The following is a 25,463-nucleotide window of genomic DNA, read 5'->3' as shown; positions in this document are numbered from 1 at the left end:
GTCCGGCTTTGCCATACTTTGCCGGCTCTGACGTTAACTGACACAGCGTGCGGCACGCATAGTGAGCGGAAACTTAAACAGGAGTCAAACGATGAGTAACTGGCTGTAGCAAATTCAATCGGTTCTGGCAAAGAAGGGCGGTGACGGCAAATCAGGCGGCCTGAGCGATATGCTGGCGCCCGGCGCGCTGGGTGGCCTAGCGGGTTTACTGGTTGCCAGCAAATCGTCGCGCAAGCTGTTAACCAAATACGGCGGTACCGCGCTGCTGGTCGGTGGCGGGGCGGCGGCAGGCGCGGTGCTGTGGAATAAATACAAGTAGCGCGTGCGGGAAACCCATCAGGATGAGCCTGCGTTTGGCCAGCTGCAGACGCCGCTCGACCAGCGCGCGGAGCGACTGGTAACCGCGCTGGTGTTTGCCGCGAAAAGCGATGGGCACATTGACGATCGCGAGCACACGGCCATCGAGCAGAATATCCATCAGGCCGGTTACGGTGCGCAGGCGGAAGCGCTGATTCAGCAGGCAATGAATCGTCCGCTCGATCCGCAGTGGCTGGCCGCCGACGTGAAAAACGAAGAGGAAGCGCTGGAGCTCTATTTCCTCAGCTGCGCGGCGATCGATGTCGATCATTTCATGGAGCGCAGTTACCTTTCCGCGCTCGGCGATGCGCTGAAAATCCCGCAGGACGTGCACGACGGTATTCAGCGCGATATCGCGGCGGAAAAAGCGGCCTGAGTCACGCCGGAGGCGGCTGCGGCGGCCTCCGGTTACACTTCGCGTGCGTTTCCGGCTTGGCTTCCTCTGCCAGAAGTGCCACGCTTGCAGGATGTCGTCTTTCAGGGAGAAACTCTGTAATGAATCAGCCGCAAGCGAAAAAAGTCCCCCACCACATGACGTTACACGGCGAAACGCGCACCGATAACTATTTCTGGCTGCGTGATGATGACCGGCAAAACCCCGACGTACTGGCTTATCTGGAGGCGGAAAACCGCTACGGTAAAGCGATGATGGCTTCTCAGGATGCGCTGCAGGATCGGGTGCTGAAGGAGATCATTGACCGGCTGCCGGCGCAGGACCACTCAGTGCCGTATGTGAAAAACGGCTATCGCTATCAAAGCCGTTACGAAGCCGGCAATGAGTACGCGGCCTATTTCCGCCAGCCGGTGGATGCGCCCGCCGACCAGCCGTGGCAACTGTTGCTGGATGGCAACCGGCGCGCGGCGCACAGTGACTTTTACACCATGGGCACGCTGGATATCAGCCCGGATAACCAGGTGATGGCGCTGGCGGAAGATTTTCTGTCGCGCCGCCAGTACGGCATCCGCTTTCGTAACCTCAACAGCGGCAGCTGGTATCCGGAGGTGCTGCGCGACGCGTCCTCCAGCGTGGCGTGGGCCAACGACTCACGCACCCTCTACTACGTACGCAAGCATCCTAAAACGCTGCTGGCTTATCAGGTGTGGCGTCACGAACTGGGGCATCCGCAGTCGGAAGATCAGCTGGTGTATGAAGAGCAGGATGAGTCTTTCCACCTCAGCGTGCATAAAACCACCTCGGAACACTTCATCCTGATCGCGCTGTTCAGCACTACCACCAGTGAAATTCTGTTGATTGACGCGGAATATCCGGACGCACAGCCGCAGGTGTTTTGTCCGCGGCGGCGCGATCATGAATACAGCATCGATCACTACAATCACCAGTTCTTCATTCGCTCCAACCGCGACGGCAAAAATTTCGGCCTTTACCGCAGCGCGTGGCTGGCTGAAGATCGCTGGCAAACCCTGATCCCGCCGAGCGACCACGTGGTGATGGAAGATTTCCAGCTGTTTCGTAACTGGCTGGTGGTCGAAGAGCGCCAGCGTGGAGTAAATACGCTGCGACAGATTAACTGCGCAAGCGGCGAGAGTTACGGCATTGCCTTTGACGATCCGGCCTATGTCACCTGGCTGGCCTACAACCCCACGCCGGAAAGTGACACGCTGCGCTACGGCTACTCATCGATGACGGCGCCGACTACGCTGTTCGAACTGAACATGGAGACCGGCGAGCGGCGCATCCTCAAGCGAACCCCGGTGCCGGGCTTTGACTCTGCCGACTACAAAAGTGAACACCTATGGATCACGGTGCGCGACGGTACGGAAGTGCCGGTCTCACTGGTTTATCACCGCAAACACTTTCAGCGCGGCGCCAATCCGCTGCTGGCGTACGGCTACGGCGCTTATGGCAGCAGCATGGAGGCCAGTTTTGGCACCAGCCGCATCAGTTTGCTGGAGCGCGGTTTCATCTACGCGATTATCCACGTGCGCGGCGGCGGCGAGCTGGGCCAGCAGTGGTATGACGATGGCCGGCTGCAACATAAAATGAACAGCTTCACCGACTTCATTGATGTTACCGAAGCGCTGGTGGCGAAAGGTTACGGTAACCCGCAGCAGCTGTACGCCATGGGCGGCAGTGCCGGGGGCTTGCTGATGGGCGGTGTGCTGAATATGGCCCCGCAGCTGTTTCACGGCGTGATCGCTCAGGTGCCGTTTGTCGATGTGGTCACGACCATGCTCGATCCGTCGATTCCGCTGACCACCGGTGAATATGATGAGTGGGGCAATCCGGAGCAGGCCGAATTCTATCGCTACATCCGCCAGTACAGCCCGTATGACAACGTGACGGCGCAGGCGTATCCGCACCTGCTGGTGACCACCGGGCTGCACGATTCGCAGGTACAGTACTGGGAGCCGGCGAAGTGGGTGGCAAAGCTGCGTGAGCTGCGCACCAACGATGCGCTGCTGTTACTCTGCACCGATATGGATTCCGGCCACGGCGGCAAATCAGGGCGTTATAAATCCTATGAAAGCGTGGCGCAGGAGTTCACTTTCCTGATCGCCCTGGCGCAGGGCACGCTGCCGCCGCGCAGCGATTACTGAGTGTCCTTAACGTATTTGCGCAGCGTCTGCCGCAGCGGCGCGCGCAAGTCACGCACGTTTTCCAGTACCCAGCGCAGATAGTCCGGATCCTTTCAAGTTTGAGGCTGTGGCGCAGCGCCTGATTACCGTATTTAATGCCCGGCCACAGCTGGCGCGCCAGCGTCATGGTACATATCCATTCGCCCGGCATCGTCGGCAGCATGCGCCGGTCAAAGCTGGCGTTATGCGCCACATAGTGCGGGCTACCGTGATAGCGGCCAATCGCCTCTTCGATGGTCGGCTTGCCCAACCACCATGGCTTCAGTGATGCGGTGCACCGCCATCGCCTGACGACTGATGGGCCGATCCGGGCAGATCAGATCGCTCATGGGATTGACGATCTGGCCGTCAATGAAATCCACCGACGCCACTTCCACCACGCCGCCCTGCAGGCCACAGGTTTCCGTATCGATTACGCGTAACATAAATTATTTCTGCTTAGGTTCGTAGGGCAGGCGGGAGAGGCTGAGCGATGCCTGGCGATATGCCATCAGGCGCTGACGGAACCAGTCGCGCAGCGCTTCCGGCTGCTCGCGCTCCACCATCTCGGCGATCACCGGCATGTTATAGCGCTCTTTAAACGCCACGCCAGCGGCGGCGAGATCGACGTTAACTTTGTCTTTCTCTTCCTGCGACAGCAGGGCAAGGTTTTGGCTCATGCTTTTCTCCTGATAAACAGGGGCAAAAATAATGGTTTCGCCCTGCTGGATCAAGGGAATTGGATCGCACCGCAAGTCTCGACAGCCTAAAAGCAGCGGCGTATCCTGCTGCCACATTTGCGGCGCAGTGCCGCAGTTAAAAGGGAAGACGTTATGATGAAAACTGCATCTAGGCGCGTTATCGCGCTACTGCTGGCGGGCGCGACGCTGGGCTTCAGCCAGCTGGCTCTGGCGCATGCCCACCTGAAAGCCCCGGTGCCGGCGGATAACGCCGTGGTGGAGCGCGCGCAGCAGCAGCCGGTGGCACTGGAGAAAGCCCAGCTGAATCCGCACCAGCACGATCAGCTGATCGTACCGATCGCCCAGCCGCTGGCGTCGGGCCATTATCAGGTCAACTGGCACGTGCTGTCAGTGGACGGCCACAAAACCAAAGGTAGCTACAGCTTCAGCGTGAAGTAATGAGTCTTAGCGCGTTATGAATCGGCCTGCGGGCGCTGCATTTTCTGGCGCTGTTTCTGCTGACCGGCAGTGCATTTTATACAGCGCTGCTGGCGCCGGCGTGCTACCGACCTGTGCTGGCACAACGCTGGCGGCGGCTGATGGGATACAGCGCCGTGCTGAGTTTACTCAAATTGGCAAAGACAAATGGCCGTTCACCCGTGAAGAGGTGATGCTGACCTGCGAGAAAGATGGCGCGCTGTTTGCCATCAACCCCAGCACGCTGCTGCAGTATCCGCTGAATGATAAAGCGCTGGCGCGCGGCAATACCGGGCAGGGCACATTGCAGTCCATCGATACCATCCTTGCCGCCGATAAAGCGCATCCGGGACAAAAAATGAGCCTGCAGCCGATCGTCGATCGCGCCCAGCAGCTGTGCGGTAAATAATCCCTGCATTTTCAGGCGTAGCGCACATTTTTGCCGCTGCGCCTGCCAGCCGTTAGTGCCAGCCCGATCACAGAGTTGGCAGCTTTTGTCGGCGGCGTAGCCCGCTGGCTGGAAAATTACCGATGCTGGTCTACCTTTAAAAGGCAAGGCGTCCTCGCCTGCAAAAATGCCAACTTTTAGCGCACGGCTCTCAACGAGCCATTTCCCTAGACCCGATACAGGAATCGTATTGGGTCTTTTTTTATGTTGTTGTTTCATAAGGTTTAATTCCGACCAGTACGAAAATGTCCTAAATCTGTCCGAAATCCTTATATCCGAATCAAATCATCACTTATGCTTGACCGCGTGAATCCAGATACTTTTTGGTCATGGACATGTTCTTGTAGCCTGGCAGCCTTTGCGCAAATTTTTCCCCCATTCTCCGCTGCGTATAAGCGGCTTGCATTTCATTGGCTCCTGGCTCTTAAACGCTACTTATCGCTCTTGAATGCCAACCATTCTGCCCAGCAATTTTCAGGGTCTATATCCCGATAGCCACGGCTCTCCGCCATCGCCAAAGCAGTTTCACTATCCAGACCGATAGCTATCGCATCGTCTCTGATGCTGTTCACTTCTTCCTCAGTCAGTGGGCTGCCTTTCTCACTCTCCCTGCTAAGTAGAAGCGTTATAAGCGGGGGGAACAAAAATGATGCTCATTTATCCGCATCCTTAAGATAAATCGCGTTAGTGTGCAGATTCTGTTGTTTTCTTAGCTTCATAATTTCGTCGTATATTTATCATCCTGATGAAAAAGTCGTACAGCTCATTACGCGTTTTTTGCTTCATTTCATCAGGCAACGGTTCCTGCAACTTCATCCACTCATCCAGTTCAGGCTTGCAGGTAACATAAGCCTCATCGACGATTTTTTTTGCCGGAATATCGGACTCAATGAAGGGGATAGTGTGGTCATTCAGGCATTTAATTTCTGGCGTTTCAAATGACCTGTCATCCGCCATGACTGTCATGGACAGCAATATTCCTGATAATGAAATCCATTTCACCGCTTATGTTTCCTCATTAAGATAAAAGGGGTCAGTGCCGCGCGGGCACTGCAGCGCGACACTTCTGTAATGCTCCGGGCAAAGCATGGCATGAAAGATTGCATTTAAGTAAGTTTTTTATTGCCTCAAGCTACATTATTTCTGCGCTAAGCGATTGTTGCAATTCATTATTGCTTTCCGGCAAGCGGTGAAACGCGATGCTGCCGGCCGCTATACCATCAACACCCTTGACTTCATCAAAGAACTTGACCGCCTGAGCTGACATTACACGCTGCGGCGGCCAATAAGTGGATCGAGATGCACACCACGACGCTCCGCGACATCACCACCACAGCGAGACGCTGAACGCCATGGGCATCTACTCTTTATCAGGCGAAATGTCAGTCGTGGCCGCAGCAAAATAATTATTTTAAAAGCCTGAGGCTTTAAGACATGAAAATAGTGACTAAATCTATCCATTTAAAAATTTAAACGCGGTGCGATCACCCTTTCGTTACGCCTTTAATTGACCTTTAAATTTTATTAGTGCTTGTGTTTACCCGCCAGACGTGCGTTAATGCGTCTCCGGTCTGATAAGCAGACAGTCCCATAGTTAGTTCGTTTTGTATCTCTCATCTGTGTTAGTGCCTTCCCTGTGCCTTTCTCTTTGAGTTTTATCTCAGGTTCTGATGTGTCGCTGCGGTTCAGCCTCTAATGCCATATGGCTCATTATCAAGGTATAAACATGTCAAATAAAATGCTCGGTACAGTAAAATGGTTCAATGCTGAGAAAGGTTTCGGCTTCATTTCTCCGGAAGACAGCAGCAAAGACGTTTTCGTCCATTTCTCTGCTATTCAGGGAACTGACTTCCGCTCACTCGATGACGGTCAGAAAGTTGAATTCTCTGTAGAAAACGGCTCTAAAGGTCCGTCAGCTGTTAACGTTAAAGGTCTCTGATTATTACAGTAATTAATGCTATGAGATGCCCACAATGTCAGGGCTCTCAATATCGCCAGTCCGTTTTTGACAGGAACAGACAAAATCCACTCGGCGCAAAATGTATTTTTTGTAAGTCGATTATGATTGCCATTGCCTCGTCGTTGTATGTGATGAAAGAAGCGAATTAATTCAGTTGTGTTATTCACGTGGCGAAATAAATCAATAACCACACCTGATGACTAACGCAGCGAGTACCCTATTATTGGTCACCTTCGGGTGACCTTTTTTGTTTATACCGTTAGCCGAGGGCAGGCGATAAGCAAAGCGTTAACCCATAACTAATTTACTTCTTACGCTTGATTCACAGATGCGTGATAAACCCGCCGGGCTGAAGGATAACGCAACTAGAATAGTTATTACCCAATGTGGGGTATGGAGGTGCTTATGTCAGAACGACCCGATGATGTCACTCCGCTGCCTGACGATGCGCAGGTGCCTGGTGAAGAGCCGCTTGATGACGATGATGATACCGGCGAAGACGATGGGCAGAAACCGATCTAGGTGATAAACCTCCTGCGGGAGGTTTTTTCCATCTGATCACGGTTTCTTAATAGAGAGAAATTGCTAATCTCTTCTGCGGTCAGGCCTGCGGCTGACCTACCGGCCCTTTACTCATTGGACCGCCGGGCAACGGTTGTTCTGCGGGAATATTGGGGCGTCCGTCCGGACCAATTGGCCGTTCAGGCTGCTGACAACCAGCCAGAGCAGTCAGGCTGGAGAGGATTAACAGACTGGCAAACAGGCTCTTCATGCGATGATTTCCTGCGAATGGGATGATAATATCCGCCGCACACGCGACGGCGGACCCCGGACGATAACGAATTAAGGTTCTTCGATATGTGCAACATCGACGCGGGTATTCTCGCCCCGGCCATACACTTTGCCGCTTACCCGTACCTGATCCTCAGCGTTATAGGTTTTGCCTTTAAACGTCCCGGCAGCGGCTTTTATGGTTATGGTGCCGGTGCTGTCGCGAAACTGATAATTATCACCACTTAACTTTTTAACGATATAACCTTCCAGCGTGACATAGCCGCCCTGACGAAAATCCCGAATCTGTTCGATATGCGTCTGGCCGGTGTCTTCAGAACCTTTATAACCGGCGTCCTGTTGTTTCTGCGGTGGCGGGGTTTTACCGCCCTCAAAGCCGCCCTGTTCAGCGATAGCGCCCAGACTAAACACCATCAGCAGTGACGCCAGTACCGTTTTCTTAATCATAATCATTCCCTCTTGATTGCAACATTCCACAATGACTTAAGCTTGGCACAGGATCGCGCATCCCGTGAGCCGTTACGCTGAATCGTTATTTAGCACGCTGGCCGGAGTGTCGATCCGATCGCCCAGCGACCAGCGTTTCTGCCCCAGCACGCGCTGCGGCGTGGTGTCCGGTACGTTGAAATAGTAACCGGCGGCGCCGTTATCGTCGGGCTGCGCTTTGGATAGCGTGTCCGGGTGGATGCCCATCTCATTCAGGTCGTTGTAGCTTAATGCGAGGTAGGTAGCTAATGCAGACTGGCTCATGGCTTTCCTCCTGTCTAATCGATACGCATTCAGTTAAGCATCGATTGGTATTTATGCCATCGGCTGCGCTTAATGCAGGCGGTGATGATTTGACGAACGCTAAATGCTGTTCTTGACTGAGTCGTACAGGCATTAAATTGAGGTCGCTACCATGACTGAGCTATTCCATATTATTTCCGTCGGTACCCTTGCCGCCGGACTTTATTTACTCAATTAGCGCATTTAATAAGCGCAATAACATTGCGTGAGTTAAAACGTAAGTGACGTTGTCACATGTGATGCATTGTCATGCTGAGCGTAACGCAGCGGATATTTGCAGCAGCCAGCCACAGCGAAAAATGGTATAACAGGGCGCATTGATTGATGGCCGCTTAACAGGATTTCGCATGGCAGCAAATACACACTATCTTCTTTGGGTGATGATTGGCACGCTCACCATTCTGAGCATTTTTATCAGCGCGATTGTCGGTCAGGCCAAAACGCCGCGCACCGGATTGCTGACCTTTGCTGGTTTGTTTATCTGTTTTATGCTGGCGATCTTTTTAATCACGCGTTAGGCACAAATTGGCCGTAGCAGTAGTGTGATCGTGACCTGCGCCGTTGACCCAGATGGACAGCGTGCCAGATCAACAGTTGATAATGATAGTTAATATCATTTAACTTGTTCGGAATAATCTTAAGCGTTACAGTAGGTGCCGTCTCTTACAGAGCTAACACCTTGATTGAGTGCCGGAGATAAGCGCCGGGGGGGAATTTTCACAGGGCTGCAGGACGCAGCCACTGTTGAAAACCTTACAGCGGCCTGCGCGCCGCCAGCAAAAACAGCATCGGGCGCTCGCGCTCCTCTTCCAGCGCCGGATTCTTCGCTACCTGCTGTACATCCGGACCCCATTCATCCAGCCGCTCAATCACCAGCCCGGCGGCAATCAGCGCATTGCTCCACGTTGCCAGTTTGCGGTGCTGCTTCTTCACGCCAGCGGCAAACCAGTTGCTGATCCGCTCCCCTTCCTGCTGATACTGATTGACTGGCCAGCTGCGCTGCCCGGCTTCATCGATGAACCATTGCTGCTGACGCGGTGCGGTATAAATCGGGTGCTCGCATGAAAACACCAGCACGCCGCCGGGACGTAACGCATGAAAGACCGTGGCAAACAGGGCGTCGATATTGCTGAGATAGTGCAGCGCCAGCGAACTGTACACCACGTCAAAGGTGCTGCTGAGCTGCAGGGTTTCGAGGTCAGTGCGCTGGTAATTGATACCGGGCCGATCGGTCATGGCAGCGGCCTGCGCCAGCATTTTCTCAGACACATCCAGCCCCAGCACTTCACGCGCGCCTTGCTGCTGCGCGTAACGACAAAACCAGCCGTAGCCGCAGCCCAAATCCAGCACGCGCTGGTCACGCAGCTCAGGCAGCATTGCCCGCAGCGCGGGCCACTCGGGCGCGCCGTCCAGTCCGTTGACCGAACGCGGCAGGGTGGCGTAGCCAGCAAAAAAATCGGGGTTATCGTAGATATTCTGACTCATAGAGACTCCTTTCAGTGATGCGCAAAGGAGTGTAAGCGTTTAGCGCGGCATGAAACACCGCTCAGCCGACAAAAAGCAGATGCACCATGCGCGCGAGCGACTCCAGCAGCAGGCTGCCAATAAAAATCATCACGAGGATGCCAACAAACTGTTTCCGACAGCTCACGCTGATGCCTCCGCGGCTACCCCTCACCGGACTATACTTTATGCCGGGTTTACTAAACTTCCAGTCAACCGGGGTTGATTACATGTTTTATCAGATGCTGCGTGCAAATAACTGGCGCAATATTTGGGTGGTCGGTGATTTGCACGGCTGCCGCGCGCAGCTGCTGCGGCAGAGCTTTGATCGGCAACAGGATCTGCTGCTATCGGTCGGGGATTTAATCGACCGCGGGCCGGAAAGCCTCGGCTGTCTGCAACTGCTGGAAGAGCCGTGGTTCCGCTGCGTGCGCGGCAATCACGAGCAAATGGCGCTCGATGCGCTGCAGGGCGACGATCCGATGCTGTGGATGATGAACGGCGGGGACTTGTTGTGGCAGCTGAGAGGTGCGCGGTTGATTGCCGCGCGTCATGCGCTGAAGCGCTGTGCCGATCTGCCGCTGATTTTACATCTGCAATTTGATGAGCGCGTCATCGTCATTGCCCATGCCGATTATCCTGCCAGTGCTTATGCCCTGGGACTGGATGTCGACTGGCATCAGGTCGTCTGGAGCCGCGACCGGCTCGCTCGCCATCAGCGCGGCCGTTCGCAGCCGATCGCCGGTGCCAGTGCGTTCTATTTTGGCCATACGCCGCTGGAGCAGCCGCTTAACGCCGCTAATCAGCATTACATTGATACCGGCGCGGTATTTGGCAACCGGTTGACGCTGGGGCAATTGCAGTAATGCTTGTTAGCGGAACAGCCGGCCGTCGCGCACCAGTTCACGCGGATAGCTGTTTTTGATGCGGCTTCCGACGCGTTTCACTAGGCCCAGCGGCTGCTGCTGGTAGGTGACAATCACTTCATCGCGCGCGGGCGGCGTGTCGGGATGAATATCCTGATCGCGATACCAGCTTTCCGCCTGCGCTTCGTCCAGTTCGAACGCCAGCGCGCTGTCCGGTTGCGCCAGCGCCACCACCGCTTCATGCTGCCAGCGAAAGCCTTTCGGGAAGGTTTCTGCCAGTTTGAGACCGATACGCGAGAAACGCACTTTGCTGAGCCAGCTCTCCAGCGCAGCCGGGAACAGCCACAGCTCTTTGTCGCGCTGCCACAGCGTCAGGCTCTCATCCCAGTGCAGTCCCACCTTGTGCGCGGCCTGCGCCACCTCCGATACCAGCTTGCGGCTGTCGGGCCAGAAGGGCAGCTTGCCGAGTTTATAGGTCGGCGCCGGCAATGGCGGCACGCTGGCAGTTTTGCGCAGCCGCGCGACGAAAAAGCCTTCGCTGTCTAGGATATGCGGAAACACGTGCAGGAACCCTTCCGGCGTCAGCGCGCGTTCGGCGCCGGCGAACAGATCGTTGAGCGGCACAATTTCCAGCGCCTCCGGATAGCGCTGCTGCAGCCAGGCAATCACCTGCTGGTTTTCGAGGGTATTGAGCGTACAGGTCGAGTAAATCAGGGTGGCGGCGATGGCCTCGGTGCTGGCCAGCGTCCAGTTGCGCAGCGCATCAGCATCTTTCCGCACCACGCCCTCGCCGGGGCAGGGCGCATCCAGCACAATGGCATCGAACTGTTCCGGCAGCGCGGCACCAAAGACGCGCCCGTCAAAATGGGTAAGCGCCACATTGCTGACGCCGCAGCGGCTGATATTGGCATGCAGCACTTTCACCCGGCTGGCGGAATATTCATTGGCGAGGATTGCGCCCTGATTGCGCATCAGCGCGGCCATCTGCGTGGTTTTAGAGCCCGGCGCAGCGGCCACGTCCATCACCTGGTGGGCATCCGGCGCGGCATCAAACAGCGCGCTGACCGGCAGCATTGAGCTGGCTTCCTGAATGTAGAACAGACCGCTGAAGTGTTCCGCGACGCTGCCGAGCGGCAGCGATTCGTCATCACGTGCAATCCAGAGGCCTTCCCGACACCACGGAATCGGCGTCAGCTGCCAGCCGTAGCCCGCCACGCGCGTGAGAAAGTCCTCCACGCTGATTTTCAGCGTGTTGACGCGCAGGCTGCGTCGCAGCGGCTGCTGACTGATGGCGAGAAAGCGTTCGAGTTCGGCCTCGTCGGCCAGGCTGGCGCGCATCAGCGCGAGAAAATCTTCAGGAAAACGATCGGACACTGATATCTACCGGACTAACAAAGTGAGGGCGAAGTGTAACGCCGAGCCCGGCTCAGGTACAGCCGTGTGCAATATCCATGGCGCAAATAAGTCGGGCAGCCCGCAGGCTGCCCGTTGTCTCAGTTTGGCGACGGAATCGCCGTGCCCCAGTTGCGCCACTCTTTTGGTGCTTCATCCTGCAGCAGGAAGTGCTTGTCGGCACCGGCCTGTGGCGCCAGCGGCACCGTCGGTGGCGTGGCAAACTGGATGTCGCCGCGAATGAACTGCTGGAAGGTGCCGGTTTTCACCACGCCGCCAATCAGGCCAAAGTCGAGGTTGTAACCGGATGCCAGCCAGAACACCGAGTTGTTACGCACCAGATGCTGATACTTCTTGCTGATGCGCAGCGCGATTTGCACGCGGTCGGCCATGTTACCCAGCGAAGTGCCGGTTACCGTGCCGACTTCTACACCGCGGAACAGCACTGGCGTGCCAATCGACAGCGATCCGGCTTCAGTGGTATCCACATAGATGTTCAGGCCGTTAAGGTAACGCGAGTCAGTAATGGTGCTCTCCTGCAGCTCAAAGCTGCGCGCCAGCGCGCCTTTGCCCGGATCCACGTTCACATACGGCTGCAGCAGCGTTTCCAGGTGATTGACGCCGGCGGGCGAAATCTCCGGTGAGACGACGGAGAAGCGGCTGCCGATGCGCGCGAAGTCCTGCACATACTCCGGATAGAGCACCGCTTTCGCCACCACCTGATTGTTATCCTGGCTCAGCGCCAGCGACTCCACCTGACCGACGTTGATACCGAGATAGCGGATCGGCATTCCGGCCGACAGTTTGCTGGCATCAAAGGTGTGCAGGGTAATCTGGCTACCCACCGCACGTGCGGCGGTCTCTGACGGATAGAGCACGCGCTTAACGCCTTTCGCTGCCTGCGCGCCCGTCAGGTTATCAAAGCTGATTGCGCCTTTCAGCGCGCGATTCAGCGGCGAAGCCTGCACGGTTAGACCGCTGCCGTTGAGCTGGACTTTGGCACCGCCTTCGGCACAGAACACGCTTTCGCTGGTCAGCAGCTTGCGATACTGCGGCTGGATATGGACCGAAATCTCAAACGCATCGGCGCGCGGCACCACATCCACCACTTCACCGACCTGGAACTTGCGGTACAGCACCACCGAGCCGGCCTGCACATCCGGCAGGCTGTTGGCGGTCAGCTTGAGCGTGGTCGGTGGCTGATCGCCGGTAATGCCTTCCGCCGCGCGCTCTGAGTCGGCGTACAGCGGGTAGCGGCTGGACGGCTGATCTTTTAGCACCCGGCACCAGTCGGATACCGCCGTCGACCCATTCGCGCGCGCTGGCGCCCAGTACCTGCATGCCGTCGAGGCCAAATTTAACGTCGAGACGGCTGTTAACGATGAACTTACTGTCGGCGTGTACCAGCTGGCGGTGCTCCGGATTGATTGCCGCCACAAAGCTGATGCCGTTTTCATCCAGCCGGCGCGAAATCACCTAGCCGATCTTTACGCCATACAGCATCACCGGTTGTCCGGCGTCAATACCGTAGGTTTCCGGCGCGCTGAGCTGAACGGTGAGAACATCCGGCTTCTGCAACAGCGTTTCGCTGGCTGGCAGCACGCTGAAGTGATCCTGCGGCTCACCTTCCCTTCGCCCGGGACCAGTTCCAGCGTATTGCCGGTCAGCAGGCTGCTCAGGCTGGTGTAGGCTGAGTTTTGGTGCGCGCATCTCAATCCGCGTGCCGCTGCGCATCAGGCCGGTGACGGAGGGATCGATCGTCAGCTCGCCGGACACTTTGCCGCCCGGCAGCAGCGTCAGTTTGGTCAGGGTGCCCACTTCCAGCCCCTGATACATCAGCGGCGTGCTGTCGGCTTTCAGGTTGTCGCCGTTGGGCAGATCGAGCGAAATCAGCACGCCGCGCTGGCTGTGCGCCAGGTCCGAATAGAGCTGATAGTTTTGATCAGCTGTTGGCCTGTTCGCCGCTGTCCGGCGAGTCAAAGGCAATCGCGCCATTCACCAGCGCGGCCAGGCTCTCCAGCTTCACTTTGGCGCCGCTCAGGCTGACATCGGCGTCAACGCCAGACACATTCCAGAAGCGGCTCTGTTTTTTCACCAGGTTGGTGAAGCGCCGCTCAATCAGCACATCGATGGTCACGCCATCGGTATTACCGTTGATGCTGTAGTCATAGACGCGGCCGACCGGAATTTTACGGTAATAGACCAGCGAACCGGTGTTGAGCGAGCCGAGATCGGGCGCGTGCAGGTGAATCAGTAGTTCGCCGGTGTTTACCCGGTATTTCGGCTGGGTATACAGCGCGGTGAAGTGATCGCGCTCTTTGCCGTCGCCGGGCATCATGCCGATGTAGTTACCGCCCACCAGCGCATCCAGCCCGGAGACGCCCGCCAGCGAAGCTTTTGGCGTCACCAGCCAGAACTGGGTATTCTCCCGCAGCGCATCGCGCATGTCGCTCTTGATGCTGGCTTTGATCTGAATGCTGCGGTAATGATCGCTCAGTACAATGCCCTGCACGGTGCCCACTTCCACGCCCTGATAGCGAATCGGCGTGCGGCCCGGCACGATGCCGCCCGCGGTCTGGAAATTAATGGTGATGGTGGTGCCGCGCTCCTGATAGTTGGTCCATAACAGCCAGCCGGCAATCAGCAGGGCGATAATGGGCAAAAGCCAGAACGGCGAAATCTTGCGTTTATTACGCAGATTAGCGCTAGTCGGTGTAGTCGGCGTTTCCTGTTGCATGTGCATCCCAGATCAGGCGGCTATCGAGCCACTCAACGGCCATAATGGTCAGGATGACTGCCGCGCCAAAGTAGAAGGCGGCAGGTCCCATGGTAAAAGCCAGCCGCTGGTCACGATTGACCAGCGACATGGTTAAAGCAATGACGAACAGATCCAGCATCGACCAGCGGCCCACCCAGGTGACGGCGCGCAGCAGACGGATGCAGGTTTTCAAACCCTGTTCACACTTGAAATGGATGCTGAGCAACAGCGTCAGCATCACTAACACGTTGACGTACACCACCGAAATCGGCAGCAGGTTAGCCGGGATCAGCAGCACAATTGAGGCGATCAGCGCCGCCTAGGATTTTTGCAGGCTGTGGCGGCGGCGAAAATCGAGCGGCGTATGGCAGCGCGTGCAGCGTCCACGTTCATCGGGCATACCGGTATGGTGGCAGTTCAGGCAAACCTGCCAACGCTCGGGCGGTTCGTGCGGCACCGACTGCGGGTAATAATGTTCCCTCAGCTCCTCCACGTTGAGATGAATCAGCGTCAGCAGGCTCATGATGGTCAGCGCGATATAGGCGACCAGCCCGTAGCCGACCTCCAGCGCGGCATAATCCTACACCTTAATGGACGCCACCGCCACGCCGACCAGATAGATATCCAGCATTACCCACTCTTTGAGTTTCTCCAGCATCAGCAGGACCGGGCGCAGGTTCATGCCGAGCGCGTGGCCGATCCACAAATAGCAGATGCCGGCCACCAGCGTCACCGGCGCGCCAATCGTGCAAAACGCCACCATGGCGTCTGTCAGCACGTTGCCCTGTTGCGCCATCTTGCAGCACGCCCTCCAGCAGGCTGGCGTTGATGCGCATGCCAAGCAGGCGGATATCCACCAGCGGCAGGCTGAAGGCGAACGGCATCAGTACGATTATCGTGACGGCCATGGCGTTGAGCCGCGTCATTAACCAGTCGCGACCGTTCTGAATACGGGCATGACAGCGCGGGCAACAAGCCGACTGATGCGATGTCACATCCGGTAAGGAAAAAAGGGTATCGCATTGCGGGCAACGCTGATAACGTGCGTGGGGCAACGTCTGGCTGATGGCGTGAATTTTCATAAATGACGCAAGGGGCCCATTGTTCGTTACAGTTACCGGCATGCGGAGCAGAGCACGTCTGTCCGCATCAATCTATGGTACGAGAATAGTCTCAAGCATAGCGTGCTAAAGGTATAGTAACTAACACAATGATTCACCTTGTGGGGTTGGATTATTAGTGCTTATTTTAACAACTGAGTGACAACAAGGTCACGCCAGTGATGAGTTATGGTTAAACAATGAACAAAAAAGCCTTTTACGAGGATTTAAATCGCGATGCCGGCGCACTGTTAACGGGCGAAACCTCTTTCCTCTCGGCGCTGGGCAACTGCAGTGCGCTGCTGTTTGAACGCCTGGAAGGGGTTAACTGGGCAGTTTTCTATCTGCTGACCGAGCCGGAGACGCTGGTGCTGGGTCCGTTCCGAGGCAAAATCGCCTGCGTACGCATTCCGGTGGGGAAAGGGGGATGTGGCACAGCGGTTGCTGAGGATAGCGTGCAGCGGGTTGAAGACGTGCACGCTTTCCCGGGGCACATTGCCTGCGACGCCGCCAGTAACGCGGAAATCGTGATTCCTCTGAAAGTGAATGGCACGATGGTTGATGTTCTCGACATCGACAGTACGGTTTATTCTCGCTTCGATAGCGAGGATGAAGCGGGGCTGGTAGCCCTTACCGACGGGCTTTGTGCAGTGCTGGCGAACAGCGACATTGAAAAATTTCTTCAGCTGACGCGCAGCTAATCGATTGGATCACATAGCATTTGGCGATGTTGTCATTATAATGTCGCCTGTTCATGCCTGCTCTGGTCGGCAAACCCGTTGTAATCAGGAAATTTCATGGAAAATCAACCTAAGTTGAACAGCAGTAAAGAAGTCATCGCCTTTCTGGCGCAGCGTTTTCCGCACTGCTTTAGCGCCGAAGGTGAAGCGCGTCCGCTCAAAATCGGTATCTTTCAGGATCTGGTGGAGCGCGTTCAGGGCGAAAACAGCCTGAGCAAGACGCAACTGCGTTCGGCCTTACGCCTTTATACCTCAAGCTGGCGTTATCTTTACGGCATTAAAGCCGGTGCCACCCGTGTCGATCTCGACGGCAACGCCTGTGGCGTGCTGGATGAGCAGCACGTAGAACATGCGCGCAAGCAGCTGGAAGAAGCCAAAGCGCGCGTGCAGGCGCAGCGCGAGCAGCAAAAAGCGAAAAAACGTGAAGCCGGTGAAGAGACCGCTGAGCGTCGTCCGCGCAAGCCTGCTGCCCGTAAAGCGGCGGAGGGTGACGCACCGCGCAAGCCACGTCCACAGGCACCGCGTGCTGCGGCCGGTGAGCGTCAGGCTGCTCCGCGTCCACCGCGGGCAAAACCCGTCACTGACACCTCAACGTTGCAAGCGGGTCAAAACATCAAAGTCAAAGCAGGCAAAAGTGCAATGGACGCTACCATCCTGGAAATTACCAAAGATGGCGTCCGGGTCCAGCTCGCTTCCGGCCTGGCAATGATTGTGCGCGCAGAACACTTGCAGTTCTGAAACGGAGGCCCGACCCTGGCATGAACAGCATTTTTAAGATCGGTATGATCGCGGGCCTGCTGCTGGCAGGCCCCACCTTTGGCGCGGACAACATTACCCGCGCCGACCAGATTCCCCAGTTACACGAAGAAGCACAGCATCCTACCGTCAGTGAACGCGTCACCTCGCGTTTTACCCGCTCTCACTATCGTCAGTTCGACCTGAATCAGGATTTTTCGGCGAAAATTTTTGATCGCTATCTGAATCTGCTCGACTACAGCCATAACGTGCTGCTGGCGTCGGACGTGGCACAATTCGCCGACAAGAAAACCACGCTCGGTGATGAGCTGCGCAGCGGCAAGCTGGATGTGTTTTACGATCTTTATAATCTGGCGCAGAAGCGCCGCTTCGAGCGCTATCAGTATGCGCTCAGCGTGCTGAACCGCCCGATGAACTTCACCGGCAATGACACCATCGATATCGATCGTGCCAAAGCTCCGTGGCCGAAAAGCACTGATGAGCTAAACGCGCAGTGGAATGCCAAGGTGAAGTATGACGAGCTGAGCCTGAAGCTGGCCGGGAAAGATGACAAAGAGATTCGCGAGACGCTGACCAAGCGCTACAACTTTGCCATCCTTCGTCTGGCACAAAGCAACAGCGAAGATGTGTTCCAGCTGGCGATGACCGCGTTCGCGCATGAAATCGACCCGCATACTAACTATCTGTCACCGCGCAACACCGAGCAGTTCAATACCGAAATGAGCCTGTTGCTGGAAGGTATCGGTGCCGTGCTGCAGATGGATGATAACTACACGGTGATCAACTCGATGGTAGCCGGTGGTCCGGCGGCCAAGAGCAAATCCATCAGCGTGGGCGACCGCATTGTGGGCGTCGGCCAGCCGGGCAAGCCAATGGAAGATGTAATTGGCTGGCGTCTGGATGACGTGGTGTCCAAAATCAAAGGGCCGAAGGGCAGCAAAGTGCGCCTCGAGATCCTGCCAGCCGGCAAGGGCACCAAAACCCGTACCGTGACGCTGACGCGTGAGAAAATCCGTCTGGAAGATCGCGCGGTGAAGGGCACAGTACACAACGTCGGCAAAGAGAAAGTCGGCGTGCTGGACATTCCGGGCTTCTATGTTGGCCTGACCGACGATGTGAAAGTGCAGCTGCAGAAACTGCAGAAGCAGAACGTCGACAGCATCGTCATCGATCTGCGTACCAACGGCGGCGGCGCGCTGACCGAAGCGGTATCGCTCTCCGGCCTGTTTATTTCGAGCGGTCCGGTGGTGCAGGTGCGTGACAATAATGGTCGCGTGCGTGAGGACAGTGACAACGACGGCATCGTTTACTACAAAGGTCCGCTGGTGGTGCTGGTCGATAGCTTCAGCGCCTCGGCGTCAGAAATCTTTGCCGCGGCGATGCAGGATTACGGCCGCGCGCTGATTGTCGGCGAACCGACCTTTGGTAAGGGCACGGTGCAGCAGTATCGCTCACTCAACCGCATCTACGATCAGATGCTGCGTCCGGAATGGCCGGCGCTGGGCTCAGTCCAGTACACCATTCAGAAGTTCTATCGCATCAACGGTGGCAGTACTCAGCGTAAAGGCGTTACGCCGGACCTGCTGATGCCGACCGGTGTGGAAGCGGCAGAGACCGGCGAGAAGTTTGAGGATAACGCGCTGCCGTGGGACATCATCAACGCGGCGACCTACACCAAAACCGGCGATATCACGCCGCTGGTGCCGCAGCTGACCAAAGAGCACGCCGATCGCATCGCCAAAGATCGCGAGTTCCAGTACATCATGAAAGACATCGCGCGTTTCAACGCGATGAAGGACAAGAGTAACATCGTGTCGCTCAATCTGGCCCAGCGCGAGAAAGAGAACCACGAAGAAGATGCGCTGCGTCTGGAATGGATCAATGCGTGCTACCAAGCGGAAGGCAAAGCCCCGCTGAAGAGCTTGGACGATCTGCCGAAAGACTACAAAAAGCCGGATCCGTATCTGGATGAAACGGTGAAAATCGCTAACGATTTGGCCCAGCTGGAAAAAGATCAGCCAGCGCCGGCGGCAGCGAAGTAACCCTTCGGCCTGAAATCACAGCACCGCTGCGGCGGTGCTTTTTTTGCCTGCAAATCGCCGCCCGGCAGGCTGCACCCGCTACCATTACCAAATGTAAAGTTATGTCTTTTTAGGCACTTAAAGATTAAGGTCGCTTGAAAAGCGCCACAATGGACATAGGATGTATATCCGCGCATGTGCGCGAGCACAACTGAGGAAGATTAACGTTTATGATGCGTATTGCGCTTTTCCTGGTCACCAACCTGGCGGTGATGTTGGTATTCGGACTGATTCTGAGTCTGACAGGAATCCAGTCAAGCAGTGTTCAGGGTCTGATGATTATGGCAGGTCTGTTTGGCTTTGGCGGTGCGTTTGTTTCACTGCTGATGTCCAAATGGATGGCGTTACGCTCGGTCGGTGGTGAAGTGATTGAACAACCCCGTAACGAGACGGAACGCTGGCTGATGGAAACCGTTGGCCGCCAGGCTCAGCAGGTCGGCATTGCGATGCCGCAGGTGGCGATTTACCACGCGCCCGACATCAACGCCTTTGCAACCGGCGCACGCCGTGACGCCTCGCTGGTGGCGGTCTCCACCGGTTTGCTGCAGAACATGAGCCGCGACGAAGCGGAGGCGGTGCTGGCGCACGAGATCGCCCATATCGCTAACGGTGACATGGTCACCATGACGCTGATTCAGGGTATCGTGAACACCTTCGTGATCTTCATTTCGCGTATCATTGCGCAGGTGGCGTCTGGCTTGCTGTCCGGCAACCGCGACGGCGAAGAGAGCAGCAACGGCAATCCGCTGGTCTATTTTGCCGTGGCGACGGTGCTGGAACTGGTGTTCGGTATTCTCGCCAGCATCATCACCATGTGGTTCTCGCGCCACCGCGAATTCCACGCCGACGCCGGTTCTGCGAAGCTGGTGGGGCGTGAAAAGATGATTGCCGCGCTGCAGCGCCTGAAAACCAGCTACGAACCGCAGGAACACAGCAGCATGATGGCGTTCTGTATTAACGGTAAAGGTAAGTCGCTGAGCGAGCTGTTTATGTCGCACCCGCCGCTCGACAAGCGTATCGAAGCGCTGCGTAGCGGTGCATACCTTAAATAAGCCACGTAGAAAATGAACAGGGCGCCTGCGGGCGTCCTTTTTTTATGACTCTGCCGGCTGTCGGCTTTGCGTCATGCGTAGCATACTGACGATAATCGCCACGCAGGCAAAGGTCCCGGCCAGCAGCAGCGAGGCATGCGTGCCGCTGTCGTTGAACAGGTTAAACATCAGCGCCACCAGCGCGGCGCCGGTGCTTTGCCCGACCAGTCGCCCGGTGCCGAGCATGCCGCTGGCACCGCCGCTGCGCTGGCGCGGAGCCGACGAGATGATGGTGTGATTGTTAGGTGACTGGAACAGCCCGAAGCCGGCACCGCACAGCATCATGCGCCAGATAATATCGGCATCCGTGGGCTGTGCAGGCAGCAGCGCCAGCAGAAACAGCCCGGCAGCAAACAGCGCCAGCCCCAGCCCACCCAGCAGCCCGGCATGAAACTTCTCGATCAGACGGCCGGCAATTGGCGCCATTACCATGGTAGCCAGCGGCCACGGCGTCAGCAGCAGGCCGGTCGCGACCTCATCCCGGCCCAGTACGTTTTGCAGGAAAAACGGCAGCGACACCATCGCCAGCATTTGTGTGGAGAACGAGCAGATCGAGGTGCCGATCGACAACGAAAAGACCGGAATGCGCAGCAAATCCACCGGCAGCACCGGCATCGCCAGCTGACGCCGCACAAATACCACGCTGACCAGCAGCAGCGCTAGCAGCATACCCGCACAATCAGCCAGCCATTTTCCCCCTGCGCGAAGCCAGTCAGCGCTGAAATCAGCAGGCCGAAAAACAGCGCATTCATGATGGCGCTCGGCACATCAAATTTCTGCTGCTTCGCTTTCTGCGTGTTGTCCGGCAGAAAGCGCAGCGCCAGCCACAGCGCCACCACACCGAGCGGCACGTTAATCAGGAACAGCCATTTCCAGCTGGCGATGGAGAGAATCGCGGCCGCCACCGTGGGACCCGGCCGCGCTGGAGACGGCCACGATCAGCGAGTTAATGGCCATGCCGCGTTCCAGGAAGCGCTGCGGGTAAATAATACGGATCAGCGCAGTGTTGACGCTCATCAGCGCCGCACCGCCGAAGCCCTGCAGCACGCGCGCCACGGTGAGCATATTCAGCGACGAGGAGAGGGCGCAGAACAGCGAGGTGAACACAAACAGCACCAGCCCAACCTGATAGACGCGCCGGTAGCCGAACATATCGCCAAGAAACGACAGCGACAGGAGCGAAATCACGATAGCGATCTGATAAGCGTTTACGATCCAGATTGATTCCGCCGGGCTGGCGTTCAGCTCACGCGCAATGGTCGGCAGCGCCACGTTGGCAATGGCGCTGTCCAGCACCGCCATCATGATGCCAAGCGCAATGGTAATTATCGCGCCGTAGCGCTGTGGAACGGGTAATCCATCCTGAGACACGGTAGGAGACATAAACAGGGAGAAGTGAATTAAGTGAATATGATCATGCTAATCAATTTTCTGCCTGAAATCACCGCATTAATGGACAAAAATTACAAGTGGATGTGTCGTTGCCGCCGTCCGGCTGTAACCTCTATACTGGCGTTTTTTGCAAAAGCGTTAAGGAAGTACCGTATGGCGAGCCGCGATAACGATAAACAGCCGGATGCCGTTTCATCGGTGATGAAAGTGTTTGGCATTCTGCAGGCGCTGGGCGAAGAGCGCGATCACGGCATCACCGAGCTTTCGCAGCGGGTCATTATGTCGAAAAGCACGGTCTACCGCTTTCTGCAGACCATGAAATCGCTCGGCTACGTGGCGCAGGAGGGCGAGAGCGAAAAATATTCGCTGACGCTCAAGCTGTTTGAACTCGGCGCGCACGCGCTGCAGAACGTGGATTTAATTCGCAGCGCCGATGTGGAGATGCGCGAACTGTCGCGCCAGACCAAAGAGACCATTCATCTCGGCGCGCTGGAAGAAGACAGCATCGTCTATATCCACAAGATTGACTCGTTGTATAACCTGCGCATGTATTCGCGCATCGGCCGGCGTAATCCGCTGCACAGTACCGCCATCGGCAAAGTGCTGCTGGCGTGGCGTAAGCGCGCGGAGGTAAACGACATCCTGCGTGAAGTGGAATTCCGTCGTAGCACCGCTAACACTATCGTCAGCGCGCAGGCGCTACTGCCGGTGCTGAATCAGGTCAGGCAACAGGGCTTTGGTGAGGATAATGAAGAGCAGGAAGCGGGTATTCGCTGTCTGGCGGTACCGGTGTTTGATCGCTTCGGCGTGGTGATTGCCGGCATGAGCCTCTCTTTCCCGACGGTGCGCTTCTCAGAACCGGCAAAAAAGGCGTATGTGGCGATGCTGCACCGAGCCGCGCGTAAGGTATCGGAGCAAATGGGCTATCAAGACTATCCGTTCTGAATCCTTCCGGGCTGACACTCAGCCCGGAAGGAGGCTTAACTTAGGTGTCGACCACTTCGCCGCTTTTCTTCAACAGCGGACAATCGGTAACGCCGTCAATGCCGCTGTCGGTGTGCAGATACTGTGCGGTAATCATGCCGCGCGCGGTCAGGTAGCTGCACTGTAAGCCCAGCCCGGCTGCGTTTTTATTGCTGCCGGTTAACACGCCGTAGCCGGTAAACAGCATCGCCAGCCACAAAACGGCCAGCACCATCACCGCACGAATCAGTAGTTTCATTTTTATTTCCTTGTGTTACATAACACAGCTGTTCCCGCGTTGCTGCGAACTCTATAGTAGCAGCATGCCTCGCTTTTCTCGCCGGATCGATCAGAGATAACTGAAAGCGGCACGCAGGCGGGATAATCTGCTTTATCTCCGCAACCATATCTTTTCCGCACGCAACGAGTAGAATCAGCGGCGATGTACCTGAATGATGTTTGAGGATTGATGCAGTTATGAACGAATTAGTCGCCAATGCCGGTCCGCTGTTTAACTATGGCGTGCTGGCCATCATTGTGGTTGTGGCCTCTATTGCCTGGTTTTTTGTTAACCGGGCCAGCGTGCGCGCCAGTGAACAGCTTCAGCTGCTGGAAGCGCTGCTGGAAGAACAAAAGAAACAGAACGTGCTGCTGCGCCGTATCGCTGAGGCGCAGCCGGTGGCCGAAAAAGCGCAGGATGAGCAGGATGCCGGGGATAAGCGCGACTTTATTCGCCTGATCCCGGAACGTTAAGCACACAACGGAGAGGCCATGGCTTGGCAAAATCCTTGGTATGACGCTTCGCTGGCCCATCATACGCCGCACGGCTTTCGTAACCCGGAAGAGGAGTTGCGTCAGCCTGGCGATCTACAGCGCTGGCGGCGCGAGCGTAAGCAGCAGAATCTGCCGCTGCCACCGCAGTCCGGCTATACGGCCTTTACCGCTAGCTGGTGTCAGCAGGCCGACCTGAGCGGTGAAGATGACCGTGTCTGGTGACTGGGCCATGCCGCACTGCTGCTGCGTCTCAATCAGCGCTATATTTTGATCGACCCGGCGCTGTCGGCACGCGCTTCGCCGCTGCCGTTTGCCGGGCCGCAGCGTAAAACCCCGGCGCCGCTCAGCGTGGCGCAGCTGCCGCATCTTGATTATGTGCTGATCTCGCATAACCATTACGACCACCTTGATCGGCCTACGGTGAAACGCATCGCCCGCCGCTTTCCTGCTGCGCACTTTCTGGTGCCGCTGGGGATGGCGGCCTGGTGTCGCCGGCGTGGCGTGCGCACCGTCACCGAACTGGACTGGTGGCAGCAGGTACAACTGGACGACATCAGCTTCACAGCCGTTCCCGCGCGCCACTGGAGCATGCGCACCTTCTGGGATCGCAACCGGTCGCTGTGGTGCGGCTGGGTAGTGCGTAATACGCAGCTCAATTTCTGGTTCTCCGGCGATAGCGGCTACAGCGATAATCTCTCTGCCATCGCGCAGCGTCTGGGGCCGTTTAATCTGGCTGCGTTGCCGATAGGTGCCTATGCACCAAAATGGTTCATGCGCGGGCAGCACATGGACCCGGATCAGGCGGTACAGCTCTGGCAGTAGATAGGGCGACCGCTGGCGATTCCGATTCACTGGGGCGTGTTTGAGCTGGCGGATGAGTCGCTTGACGATCCGCCGACGGTGCTGGCGCAAGCATTGCAGCAGGCGGGCGAGGTCGATGCACCTTTTGCCGCATGGCGAATTGGCGAGAGCCGCAGCCTGATGAATATCGATTAAGATTTATCCTAAGCCATTTTTGTTAAATGCCAGCGGCTTCCGCGCTTTTTTAACATTTAATTGTTGGGTGTTTAGAATAAAATGAGATAAATGCCAGCGTGCAGTCTGCCTATATTTGGGGCAACGGCGATTATATTTTCCTGATTTTGGTGCAAAACTATTTTTAACTTGTACTGTCAGGAATTTATTGTACAAGATTTGAGCGCTGCGCAGTTATGTCGCTCATTACACGACGGCCAGTGAAATAGCTTATCTGTGCCATATTAATTCAATATTTTTTACCTAAACTTATTCGGTTTAAATGTGAAAAAGCAGCGTTTGCCGCTGCGCTTGACGAAACGCGAGTCTGGCGCTAACTATACTGACACATAGACTTTTTTTGCACGCGCTGAGGCGTTGCTGTCAATAACGTTATCAACCTTTCCGTGCCGGTTTCAGGCAATTATGTGCGGCATGTCGATCACTGTTTAAAAATGGCTTGCCATTAATTAGCGGATATGTGATAACGAATCATGGGTCAAACGAGGTACTGTTCTGTTTATGTATGGCATCTTCAGTAAAGAAGTTACGAGTAAAGACGTTGACGTTGAATACCGCTTCCTTGCCGAACCTTAAATTAGTGCCTCATTCAGTAATGTCTCTGGTTTCTCTGTAAGACTGCCTGCGGGCAATATAAACACTCTAAGGAATTTGCAAAAATGGCAAAGATTAAAGGTCAGGTTAAGTGGTTCAACGAGTCTAAAGGTTTTGGTTTTATTACTCCTGCTGACGGCAGCAAAGACGTGTTCGTTCACTTCTCTGCTATCCAAGGCAACGGTTTTAAAACGCTGGTCGAAGGTCAACGAGTTGAGTTTGAAATTCAGGACGGCCAGAAAGGTCCAGCAGCAGTTAACGTTACTGCTATCTGATTTCGCACTCAGGCTCGGTGTCATGCACCGCTGAATCGAATCTTAAAAGCCCTGCTCAATGAG

The 25,463-nt window shown here is 56.1% G+C and carries 25 protein-coding genes and 6 pseudogenes; 18 read left to right on the top strand and 13 right to left on the bottom strand.

What is annotated here, in order from left to right:
- Positions 1-112: 112 nt before the first annotated feature.
- Together AC6I8M_RS07490 and AC6I8M_RS07485 are read left to right on the top strand one after the other, a co-directional pair.
- A pseudogene (locus tag AC6I8M_RS07490) lies at positions 113-733 on the top strand (tellurite resistance TerB family protein).
- Positions 734-852: 119 nt separating this feature from the next.
- Positions 853-2,916 carry a prolyl oligopeptidase family serine peptidase gene (locus tag AC6I8M_RS07485; RefSeq protein ID WP_010616355.1) on the top strand — a complete coding sequence of 688 codons (2,064 nt, stop codon included), beginning with the start codon at positions 853-855 and terminating at the stop codon, positions 2,914-2,916.
- A 91-nt stretch (positions 2,917-3,007) separates the two neighbouring features.
- Here the strand turns inward: AC6I8M_RS07485 and exoX are convergent.
- Both exoX and AC6I8M_RS07475 read right to left on the bottom strand, forming a co-directional pair.
- Positions 3,008-3,380, bottom strand: a pseudogene (exoX, locus tag AC6I8M_RS07480) (exodeoxyribonuclease X); the annotation flags it as partial.
- 3 nt (positions 3,381-3,383) lie between these two features.
- Entirely contained in the window at positions 3,384-3,614 is a 231-nt protein-coding gene (locus AC6I8M_RS07475) for a DNA polymerase III subunit theta (protein ID WP_010616356.1), read from the bottom strand.
- Positions 3,615-3,767: 153 nt separating this feature from the next.
- Between AC6I8M_RS07475 and AC6I8M_RS07470 the strand changes: the two genes are divergently transcribed.
- The 3 genes from AC6I8M_RS07470 to AC6I8M_RS07460 are packed head-to-tail and all read left to right on the top strand — an operon-like array spanning position 3,768 to position 4,500.
- Complete coding sequence (locus AC6I8M_RS07470; RefSeq protein WP_010616357.1) at positions 3,768-4,073, top strand: copper resistance protein CopC; 306 nt, start codon at positions 3,768-3,770, stop codon at positions 4,071-4,073.
- A gap of 20 nt (positions 4,074-4,093) precedes the next feature.
- Entirely contained in the window at positions 4,094-4,285 is a 192-nt protein-coding gene (locus tag AC6I8M_RS07465; RefSeq protein WP_498013801.1) for a hypothetical protein, read from the top strand.
- Positions 4,201-4,500 (top strand): YebY family protein, encoded by a 300-nt coding sequence (locus AC6I8M_RS07460; protein WP_051588509.1) that lies wholly within the window; start codon positions 4,201-4,203, stop codon positions 4,498-4,500. Before AC6I8M_RS07465 ends, AC6I8M_RS07460 begins: the two co-directional genes overlap by 85 nt.
- 723 nt (positions 4,501-5,223) lie before the next feature.
- On the opposite strand, the gene AC6I8M_RS07455 is transcribed toward AC6I8M_RS07460, so the two are convergent.
- Together AC6I8M_RS07455 and AC6I8M_RS07450 are read right to left on the bottom strand one after the other, a co-directional pair.
- Complete coding sequence (locus tag AC6I8M_RS07455) at positions 5,224-5,541, bottom strand: hypothetical protein (RefSeq protein ID WP_318285052.1); 318 nt, start codon at positions 5,539-5,541, stop codon at positions 5,224-5,226.
- Positions 5,542-5,671: 130 nt separating this feature from the next.
- Positions 5,672-5,806 (bottom strand): hypothetical protein, encoded by a 135-nt coding sequence (locus AC6I8M_RS07450; RefSeq protein ID WP_318285053.1) that lies wholly within the window; start codon positions 5,804-5,806, stop codon positions 5,672-5,674.
- A 459-nt stretch (positions 5,807-6,265) separates the two neighbouring features.
- Here AC6I8M_RS07450 and AC6I8M_RS07445 point away from each other — a divergent pair, with 459 nt between their 5' ends.
- Positions 6,266-6,478 (top strand): cold shock domain-containing protein, encoded by a 213-nt coding sequence (locus tag AC6I8M_RS07445; protein ID WP_498013745.1) that lies wholly within the window; start codon positions 6,266-6,268, stop codon positions 6,476-6,478.
- Between the two features lie 20 nt (positions 6,479-6,498).
- The gene (gene ymcF, locus AC6I8M_RS07440; protein WP_223815600.1) at positions 6,499-6,648 is read left to right on the top strand and encodes a cold shock small protein YmcF; all 150 of its coding nucleotides are present in this window, start codon (positions 6,499-6,501) and stop codon (positions 6,646-6,648) included.
- A gap of 452 nt (positions 6,649-7,100) precedes the next feature.
- Here the strand turns inward: ymcF and AC6I8M_RS07435 are convergent, their stop codons facing one another.
- The 3 genes from AC6I8M_RS07435 to AC6I8M_RS07425 form a co-directional block, all read right to left on the bottom strand.
- Entirely contained in the window at positions 7,101-7,271 is a 171-nt protein-coding gene (locus AC6I8M_RS07435; protein WP_022547775.1) for a hypothetical protein, read from the bottom strand.
- Positions 7,272-7,342: 71 nt separating this feature from the next.
- Entirely contained in the window at positions 7,343-7,735 is a 393-nt protein-coding gene (locus tag AC6I8M_RS07430) for a NirD/YgiW/YdeI family stress tolerance protein (RefSeq protein ID WP_041387502.1), read from the bottom strand.
- Between the two features lie 75 nt (positions 7,736-7,810).
- On the bottom strand, positions 7,811-8,041 hold the full coding sequence (locus AC6I8M_RS07425; RefSeq protein WP_010616366.1) for a hypothetical protein: 231 nt from the start codon (positions 8,039-8,041) through the stop codon (positions 7,811-7,813).
- Between the two features lie 386 nt (positions 8,042-8,427).
- Between AC6I8M_RS07425 and AC6I8M_RS07420 the strand changes: the two genes are divergently transcribed.
- Entirely contained in the window at positions 8,428-8,598 is a 171-nt protein-coding gene (locus AC6I8M_RS07420) for a hypothetical protein (protein ID WP_022547776.1), read from the top strand.
- 235 nt (positions 8,599-8,833) lie between these two features.
- On the opposite strand, the gene AC6I8M_RS07415 is transcribed toward AC6I8M_RS07420, so the two are convergent.
- Positions 8,834-9,565 (bottom strand): class I SAM-dependent methyltransferase, encoded by a 732-nt coding sequence (locus AC6I8M_RS07415; protein ID WP_498013744.1) that lies wholly within the window; start codon positions 9,563-9,565, stop codon positions 8,834-8,836.
- Positions 9,566-9,813: 248 nt separating this feature from the next.
- Here AC6I8M_RS07415 and AC6I8M_RS07410 point away from each other — a divergent pair, with 248 nt between their 5' ends.
- Positions 9,814-10,449: a metallophosphoesterase gene (locus AC6I8M_RS07410; protein ID WP_041387503.1), complete on the top strand. Its 636-nt coding sequence runs from the start codon at positions 9,814-9,816 to the stop codon at positions 10,447-10,449.
- Between the two features lie 6 nt (positions 10,450-10,455).
- Here AC6I8M_RS07410 and rsmF read toward each other — a convergent pair whose 3' ends face one another.
- The 3 genes and pseudogenes from rsmF to AC6I8M_RS07395 all read right to left on the bottom strand — a co-directional run bounded on the left by rsmF (position 10,456) and on the right by AC6I8M_RS07395 (position 15,681).
- Positions 10,456-11,829: a 16S rRNA (cytosine(1407)-C(5))-methyltransferase RsmF gene (gene rsmF / locus AC6I8M_RS07405; RefSeq protein ID WP_498013800.1), complete on the bottom strand. Its 1,374-nt coding sequence runs from the start codon at positions 11,827-11,829 to the stop codon at positions 10,456-10,458.
- 113 nt (positions 11,830-11,942) lie between these two features.
- A pseudogene (locus AC6I8M_RS07400) lies at positions 11,943-14,578 on the bottom strand (PqiB family protein).
- A pseudogene (locus AC6I8M_RS07395) lies at positions 14,547-15,681 on the bottom strand (PqiA/YebS family transporter subunit). The pseudogenes AC6I8M_RS07400 and AC6I8M_RS07395 overlap by 32 nt, the downstream one beginning before the upstream one ends.
- A gap of 218 nt (positions 15,682-15,899) precedes the next feature.
- Between AC6I8M_RS07395 and AC6I8M_RS07390 the strand changes: the two are divergent.
- From AC6I8M_RS07390 to htpX, 4 genes are all read left to right on the top strand, one after another.
- Entirely contained in the window at positions 15,900-16,400 is a 501-nt protein-coding gene (locus tag AC6I8M_RS07390; RefSeq protein WP_010616373.1) for a GAF domain-containing protein, read from the top strand.
- A gap of 96 nt (positions 16,401-16,496) precedes the next feature.
- Positions 16,497-17,177, top strand: a complete 681-nt coding sequence (gene proQ, locus AC6I8M_RS07385; protein ID WP_010616374.1) for an RNA chaperone ProQ — start codon at positions 16,497-16,499, stop codon at positions 17,175-17,177.
- Between the two features lie 20 nt (positions 17,178-17,197).
- A complete protein-coding gene (gene prc, locus AC6I8M_RS07380; protein WP_010616375.1) occupies positions 17,198-19,237 on the top strand; it encodes a carboxy terminal-processing peptidase in 2,040 nt (679 codons plus the stop codon).
- Between the two features lie 209 nt (positions 19,238-19,446).
- Positions 19,447-20,328 carry a protease HtpX gene (gene htpX, locus AC6I8M_RS07375; protein ID WP_010616376.1) on the top strand — a complete coding sequence of 294 codons (882 nt, stop codon included), beginning with the start codon at positions 19,447-19,449 and terminating at the stop codon, positions 20,326-20,328.
- 42 nt (positions 20,329-20,370) lie between these two features.
- Here the strand turns inward: htpX and AC6I8M_RS07370 are convergent.
- Positions 20,371-21,750 (bottom strand): annotated as a pseudogene (locus AC6I8M_RS07370) (MFS transporter).
- A 162-nt stretch (positions 21,751-21,912) separates the two neighbouring features.
- On the opposite strand from AC6I8M_RS07370, the gene kdgR reads away from it, so the two are divergent.
- Complete coding sequence (gene kdgR, locus AC6I8M_RS07365; RefSeq protein WP_010616378.1) at positions 21,913-22,704, top strand: DNA-binding transcriptional regulator KdgR; 792 nt, start codon at positions 21,913-21,915, stop codon at positions 22,702-22,704.
- A 40-nt stretch (positions 22,705-22,744) separates the two neighbouring features.
- On the opposite strand, the gene AC6I8M_RS07360 is transcribed toward kdgR, so the two are convergent.
- Positions 22,745-22,981 carry a YobH family protein gene (locus tag AC6I8M_RS07360; protein WP_010616379.1) on the bottom strand — a complete coding sequence of 79 codons (237 nt, stop codon included), beginning with the start codon at positions 22,979-22,981 and terminating at the stop codon, positions 22,745-22,747.
- 218 nt (positions 22,982-23,199) lie between these two features.
- On the opposite strand from AC6I8M_RS07360, the gene AC6I8M_RS07355 reads away from it, so the two are divergent.
- The 4 genes and pseudogenes from AC6I8M_RS07355 to cspE all read left to right on the top strand — a co-directional run bounded on the left by AC6I8M_RS07355 (position 23,200) and on the right by cspE (position 25,400).
- Entirely contained in the window at positions 23,200-23,475 is a 276-nt protein-coding gene (locus AC6I8M_RS07355) for a YebO family protein (RefSeq protein WP_010616380.1), read from the top strand.
- 18 nt (positions 23,476-23,493) lie between these two features.
- A pseudogene (locus tag AC6I8M_RS07350) lies at positions 23,494-24,492 on the top strand (MBL fold metallo-hydrolase).
- A 540-nt stretch (positions 24,493-25,032) separates the two neighbouring features.
- Positions 25,033-25,107 (top strand): DUF2627 domain-containing protein, encoded by a 75-nt coding sequence (locus AC6I8M_RS07345; protein WP_110866451.1) that lies wholly within the window; start codon positions 25,033-25,035, stop codon positions 25,105-25,107.
- A gap of 83 nt (positions 25,108-25,190) precedes the next feature.
- Positions 25,191-25,400, top strand: coding sequence for a transcription antiterminator/RNA stability regulator CspE (gene cspE, locus AC6I8M_RS07340; protein ID WP_010616381.1), 210 nt, complete (start codon positions 25,191-25,193; stop codon positions 25,398-25,400).
- Positions 25,401-25,463: the final 63 nt, after the last annotated feature.

This window comes from Type-A symbiont of Plautia stali, assembly GCF_059731155.1.
The sequence above is the reverse complement of the archived record's forward strand: the minus strand, read 5'-3'. Positions and strand labels throughout refer to the sequence as shown.

Bases quoted from the DNA above. Each gene is read 5' to 3' on its own strand.
- AC6I8M_RS07485 (WP_010616355.1), top strand. From the start codon at position 853: ATGAATCAGCCGCAAGCGAAAAAAGTCCCCCACCACATGACGTTACAC.
- AC6I8M_RS07475 (WP_010616356.1), bottom strand. From the start codon at position 3,614: ATGAGCCAAAACCTTGCCCTGCTGTCGCAGGAAGAGAAAGACAAAGTT.
- AC6I8M_RS07470 (WP_010616357.1), top strand. From the start codon at position 3,768: ATGATGAAAACTGCATCTAGGCGCGTTATCGCGCTACTGCTGGCGGGC.
- AC6I8M_RS07450 (WP_318285053.1), bottom strand. From the start codon at position 5,806: ATGTCAGCTCAGGCGGTCAAGTTCTTTGATGAAGTCAAGGGTGTTGAT.
- AC6I8M_RS07445 (WP_498013745.1), top strand. From the start codon at position 6,266: ATGTCAAATAAAATGCTCGGTACAGTAAAATGGTTCAATGCTGAGAAA.
- ymcF (WP_223815600.1), top strand. From the start codon at position 6,499: ATGAGATGCCCACAATGTCAGGGCTCTCAATATCGCCAGTCCGTTTTT.
- AC6I8M_RS07435 (WP_022547775.1), bottom strand. From the start codon at position 7,271: ATGAAGAGCCTGTTTGCCAGTCTGTTAATCCTCTCCAGCCTGACTGCT.
- AC6I8M_RS07425 (WP_010616366.1), bottom strand. From the start codon at position 8,041: ATGAGCCAGTCTGCATTAGCTACCTACCTCGCATTAAGCTACAACGAC.
- AC6I8M_RS07420 (WP_022547776.1), top strand. From the start codon at position 8,428: ATGGCAGCAAATACACACTATCTTCTTTGGGTGATGATTGGCACGCTC.
- AC6I8M_RS07415 (WP_498013744.1), bottom strand. From the start codon at position 9,565: ATGAGTCAGAATATCTACGATAACCCCGATTTTTTTGCTGGCTACGCC.
- AC6I8M_RS07410 (WP_041387503.1), top strand. From the start codon at position 9,814: ATGTTTTATCAGATGCTGCGTGCAAATAACTGGCGCAATATTTGGGTG.
- AC6I8M_RS07390 (WP_010616373.1), top strand. From the start codon at position 15,900: ATGAACAAAAAAGCCTTTTACGAGGATTTAAATCGCGATGCCGGCGCA.
- proQ (WP_010616374.1), top strand. From the start codon at position 16,497: ATGGAAAATCAACCTAAGTTGAACAGCAGTAAAGAAGTCATCGCCTTT.
- prc (WP_010616375.1), top strand. From the start codon at position 17,198: ATGAACAGCATTTTTAAGATCGGTATGATCGCGGGCCTGCTGCTGGCA.
- htpX (WP_010616376.1), top strand. From the start codon at position 19,447: ATGATGCGTATTGCGCTTTTCCTGGTCACCAACCTGGCGGTGATGTTG.
- kdgR (WP_010616378.1), top strand. From the start codon at position 21,913: ATGGCGAGCCGCGATAACGATAAACAGCCGGATGCCGTTTCATCGGTG.
- AC6I8M_RS07360 (WP_010616379.1), bottom strand. From the start codon at position 22,981: ATGAAACTACTGATTCGTGCGGTGATGGTGCTGGCCGTTTTGTGGCTG.
- AC6I8M_RS07355 (WP_010616380.1), top strand. From the start codon at position 23,200: ATGAACGAATTAGTCGCCAATGCCGGTCCGCTGTTTAACTATGGCGTG.
- cspE (WP_010616381.1), top strand. From the start codon at position 25,191: ATGGCAAAGATTAAAGGTCAGGTTAAGTGGTTCAACGAGTCTAAAGGT.